Raw genomic sequence first — 4,510 nt, 5'->3', positions numbered from 1 at the left:
GGGTGTTATATTAGAAATTATTTAATTATTTTGTTGTTTTGGTGTTTGGTATCTAAATGTGGTTGGTTTTTTATACAAAAACCTCTCAAAAGTGCGAAAATTCACAGCCTTGAGAGGTTTTTCTGAGAGGGATTTAGGCTAGATTTTGTTGATGTTTGGGTTTAATTGTTCACAAACATGGCGAGCAAAACCACTACCGGCTTCGCTGTAGATATTGAATGCGGCATCAACACCATTCTCTTTCAAGGTTTCGACTTGATCAGGGTATTCTGCGATAGCTGCGATCTGTCCTTTAAAGTTACGTGACTTTAGTTGATCTAAAGCGGTCTGGTTACCTTGGTGGTGTGGCATGGCTAAGATAACCAGCTTTACATTCGCAGTATCTAAGATGCGCTCCCAGAAGTCTGGGTCGGTCGCGTCGCCAGAAATCACGTTTCTACCGTGGCTTCTGTGGTTGTGTGCTGCTTCTTCACGAACTTCGACACCTAAACTTACCTTGCCATAGCGAGAGCGTAATTCGTCATAAGCACCAGTACCAATTCGGCCCATACCAAGAATAAGCACTTGTGCTCGGCCTGGGTCAATTCGCTTATCACGTCGGTGAAGCTTTTCTGACGCATGCTCTTTCAGCCATTTACCTGACTGCTGATAAAGCTTGTGACCAGCTCGGTTTAAAGGTGCAGCGATTAAGAACGACAGTGAAACCGCAATCGCGACGGCAACTAAGATATCGCCAGACATCCAACCCATTTTGAAGGCGAGGCCACCAACGATGAGGCCAAATTCGCTGTAGTTAAACAGTGATAAAGAGGCAAGTAGAGACGTTCTAACACGGAACTTGAAACGGTTGAGCACCAAGAAGTAGAGAACACCTTTCACTGGCAGCATCAGTAAGAACAAGATTGCAAGCATAAAGCCTTGAATGGTTGGTTGCTCTGACAAACCAATGTTCAAGAAGAAACAGACAAGGAAAAGCTCTTTAAGGTTAAACAGCGATTTTGATAGCTCTGAGGCTTTTGGGTGACCAGCAAGTAACATACCTAGAACCAGAGCGCCCAGGTCTGGCTTAACACCAACCAAATGGAATAAACCAGCACCGACGACTAATGCGAAGAAGATGCCGGATAGAACCAACATCTCACCGTGACCAACCCAATCGAGCACTTTGTAGAAAAGTGGACGTAACAAGGGGAGGGCAAACAGAGCAATCGCATACCACTCAGGTATTTTACCCGTAGAAGCCGTTAGGAATACTACCGCGAAGATATCCTGCATGACCAAGATACCAATCGCCAACGTTCCGTAAGTCGCATTCATTTCACCTTTCTCTTGCAGAGTCTTAACCGCAAATACCGTACTAGAGAATGAAAGAGCAAAACCGAGCAGAACGATCTGTTCTACCGACATGGCAGCTAGTGATGAAATACCTAAGAACTTAAAACCAAATAGGGCGACAGCGAAAAACAGAGTGGACAAAAGGTTGTGGATTGTCGCGCCAGCCCAGATCTCTTTAGAGAGCAGGGTTTTGATGTCGAGCTTTAAGCCGATAGTAAATAGAAGCAGCGTAACACCAAGGTCAGCTAAAGTAATGATGGTGTCATTGGTTTCAAAACCAAAGGCAAAAAGCCCAAAGCCTGCAACCAAAAAACCAACTAATGGGGGAAGGTGACACTTTAAAGCAATAAATCCTGCGATAAACGCAGTGGATATTAATATAAGTTCCATAACTTGTTGTTGTAGTTCCCTAGCTTAAAAAAACGGGCCGTGTTTATACAAACACGGCCCGCGGAAAATCAGAATTATTGTTCTTTAATCTTCAAGTAGCTTCTGCAGTAACACACCATTGAGCATGGCGCGCTTGATCATAGCAAAAGCTCCCATCGTAGGATGTTTATCGATCTGTGATGCTACAATAGGCAGGCCGCTATGGAAAGTCGTTAGCGACTGATTCTCTACATTGCGCTTAATTGCAGGGAAAACAATCTCTTGTGCCTTAGTAATATCACCAGCGATGATCACTTTTTGAGGGTTAAATAGGTTGATCGTCATCGCGATCGCTTTACCTAACTGGTTTCCTACTCGAACCAAGCTCTGCTTAGCTAATTCGTCGCCATTCATTGCGTGGTCGCAAACGTCTTGAATAGTAATACGCTCAAGCTCGGTTAAAGAAGACTCATAGCCTTGTTTAATCAGTTTTTGCACGCGCTCAACGATTGCAGGGTTTGCCGCTACCGTTTCAAGACAACCAAAGTTACCACATTGGCACTGTTCACCAAGTGGATCGATTTGGATATGACCGATTTCACCGACGTTACGGTTATGACCTAAGAAAACCTGACCGTTAACGATAATACCTGCACCAGTACCGCGGTGAACACTCACTAAGATAGAGTCTTGGCTGTCTTGGCTCGCGCCAAAGTAGTGTTCAGCTAGTGCCATTCCGCGAACATCGTTACCAACAAAACAAGCGACATGGAATGTGTCGCGAATAATGTCGCTTAATGCAAGATTATCGATGTCTGTATTTGGCATGTACTCAACGACACCCGTCGTCGGGTTCACTAAGCCTGGAAGGGTCACGCCAATCGCAATCAGCTGATCGATTTTCGGCTGGTGTTCAGCGATGAAGGTCTTAAGCGTATTGACCAAGCCTTGAGTAAGGTCTGACTGATCTGAATAGTTAAGGTCTTGCTGTTGGAAAGCCAATTCACGGCCACCAAGGTCGTGAAGGCTAACTTGAATGTAGTCTCGCCCTAAGCGCACAGCGATAGAGTGAAAAGGCTCTACTTCTGTGGTTAGAGAGATAGCGCGTCTACCGCCAGTAGACGCTTGCTGTGCGACCTCTTTAATTAGGCCGCGCTCTAATAGTTGGCGGGTAATTTTTGTAACACTTGCCGGTGCGAGTTGGCTTACATCAGCCACTTGTATACGACTGATAGGCCCTTGTTGGTCTATCAGTCGGTATACCGCCGCACTGTTTAGTTGTTTAACTAAGTCTACGTTACCTATTTGTCCGCCATTCATACTTAATTGTGCTCGTATTGTCCATTAACAACAGTCGCTTTAACGTTAAAGTCTCGGTCAAATACAGCTAGGTTTGCAACCATGCCTTTCTTGATTCGACCTAGCTTGCTTTCTACACCGATAGCTGTAGCTGGGTATAGTGTAGCCATGCGAAGAGCTTCGTCTAAAGCGATACCAGCGTGCTCAACTGTGTTCTGAACTGCTTCAATCATAGTCAGAGCTGAGCCGCCCAGTGTGCCGTTTTCATCAACACACTTACCATCTCGGTAATATACTTTCTTACCGACAAAAATAAAGTATTCCATGTCAGCACCTGCAGGAGCTGTGGCATCCGTCACTAATACTAACTTTTCTCTCTTGACTTTATGCGCAATTCTGATGTTTGCGTAATCAACGTGGAAACCGTCGGCGATGATGCCTGCGTACACCTCAGGTGTGTCGTAGATAGCGCCAACCACACCAGGTTCACGACCAACCATAGGCGTCATTGCATTGAATAGGTGCGTTGCGAATGTGATGCCAGATTCGAAACCTTGGCGCGCTTCTGCATAAGTTGCGTTGGTATGACCGATAGAAACGACAACACCAGCTTTGTGTAGACGTTCGATATGCTCTGGGTCGTTCAGCTCAGGAGCCAGTGTTACTTTCGCAACAAGGTCGCTGTTCTCACAGATAAGCTCAATCATCTCGCTGTCAGACTTACGAATATGATCAACGCTGTGAATGCCTTTTTTCGCAACGTTTAGGTATGGACCTTCAAGGTGAAGACCTAAAGATTGGTTCTGATATTGGTTATGGTATTCACGAGCTGCTGTGATAACTGCGCGCATGTCTTCATCTGAAGAAGTAATCAGAGTAGGCAAGAAGCTAGTACAGCCTGATTTTAGGTTTGCTTTGTGCATGATCTGCATTGTTTCTGCAGTGATTTCATCGTTCAGCATCACGCCACCACAACCATTCAGCTGTAGGTCAATGAAACCCGGGCTTAGGTTTGCACCGTCTAGGTCACGAACCTCGATACCTTCTGGTAATTCAGAGATAGGGCAGACTTTTTTGATCAGTTCGTTTTCGATTACTACAGCATGATCGGTTAGAACATCACTACCAGTGTAAATTTTACAGTTACTTAGCGCGTACATAGTCAGCTAATCCTTATTTCGTCAGATCTTTTAAATTCGTTCGTTACCTAAATGTTGACTTAGTTTGCGAGCATCATTTACGTAACGATTTAACTTTTATGGGCAAACGGCTTCAAAGTGCGAAGCGATTTTAAGTGTTTGAAAAATATGTGAACAATTCATTGTTTTTATGAGTTTGGGTTAAAAATATCAGTAAGTTAGCTAGCTTTTAATACCGAAAATAACTCACTTTTGACCCAATAGTTAGATTTGGATTTTATCTATAAATGTTCATTTTTTTGAATGATAAAATAAGTTTTATGATCTCGCTAGCAAAAACCTCTGGATTTGGTGAAAACTGGTGATTA

The 4,510-nt window shown here is 44.1% G+C and carries 3 protein-coding genes; all 3 read right to left on the bottom strand.

Going from position 1 to position 4,510, the window contains the following annotated elements; all coding sequences use genetic code 11:
- Positions 1-138: 138 nt before the first annotated feature.
- The gene (locus BCT81_RS23920) at positions 139-1,725 is read right to left on the bottom strand and encodes a cation:proton antiporter family protein (protein ID WP_102426086.1); all 1,587 of its coding nucleotides are present in this window, start codon (positions 1,723-1,725) and stop codon (positions 139-141) included.
- Between the two features lie 84 nt (positions 1,726-1,809).
- Positions 1,810-3,024 carry an ROK family protein gene (locus tag BCT81_RS23915; RefSeq protein ID WP_102426085.1) on the bottom strand — a complete coding sequence of 405 codons (1,215 nt, stop codon included), beginning with the start codon at positions 3,022-3,024 and terminating at the stop codon, positions 1,810-1,812.
- Positions 3,025-3,026: 2 nt separating this feature from the next.
- Complete coding sequence (gene nagA / locus BCT81_RS23910; RefSeq protein WP_102426084.1) at positions 3,027-4,163, bottom strand: N-acetylglucosamine-6-phosphate deacetylase; 1,137 nt, start codon at positions 4,161-4,163, stop codon at positions 3,027-3,029.
- Positions 4,164-4,510 lie beyond the last annotated feature (347 nt).

It is taken from the genome of Vibrio sp. 10N.261.52.A1 (assembly GCF_002876325.1).
Lineage (GTDB): Bacteria > Pseudomonadota > Gammaproteobacteria > Enterobacterales > Vibrionaceae > Vibrio > Vibrio chagasii.
This window is presented reverse-complemented; position numbering and strand designations above follow the sequence as displayed.

Coding starts and splice junctions, on each gene's coding strand:
- BCT81_RS23920 (WP_102426086.1), bottom strand. CDS start 1,725: ATGGAACTTATATTAATATCCACTGCGTTTATCGCAGGATTTATTGCT.
- BCT81_RS23915 (WP_102426085.1), bottom strand. CDS start 3,024: ATGAATGGCGGACAAATAGGTAACGTAGACTTAGTTAAACAACTAAAC.
- nagA (WP_102426084.1), bottom strand. CDS start 4,163: ATGTACGCGCTAAGTAACTGTAAAATTTACACTGGTAGTGATGTTCTA.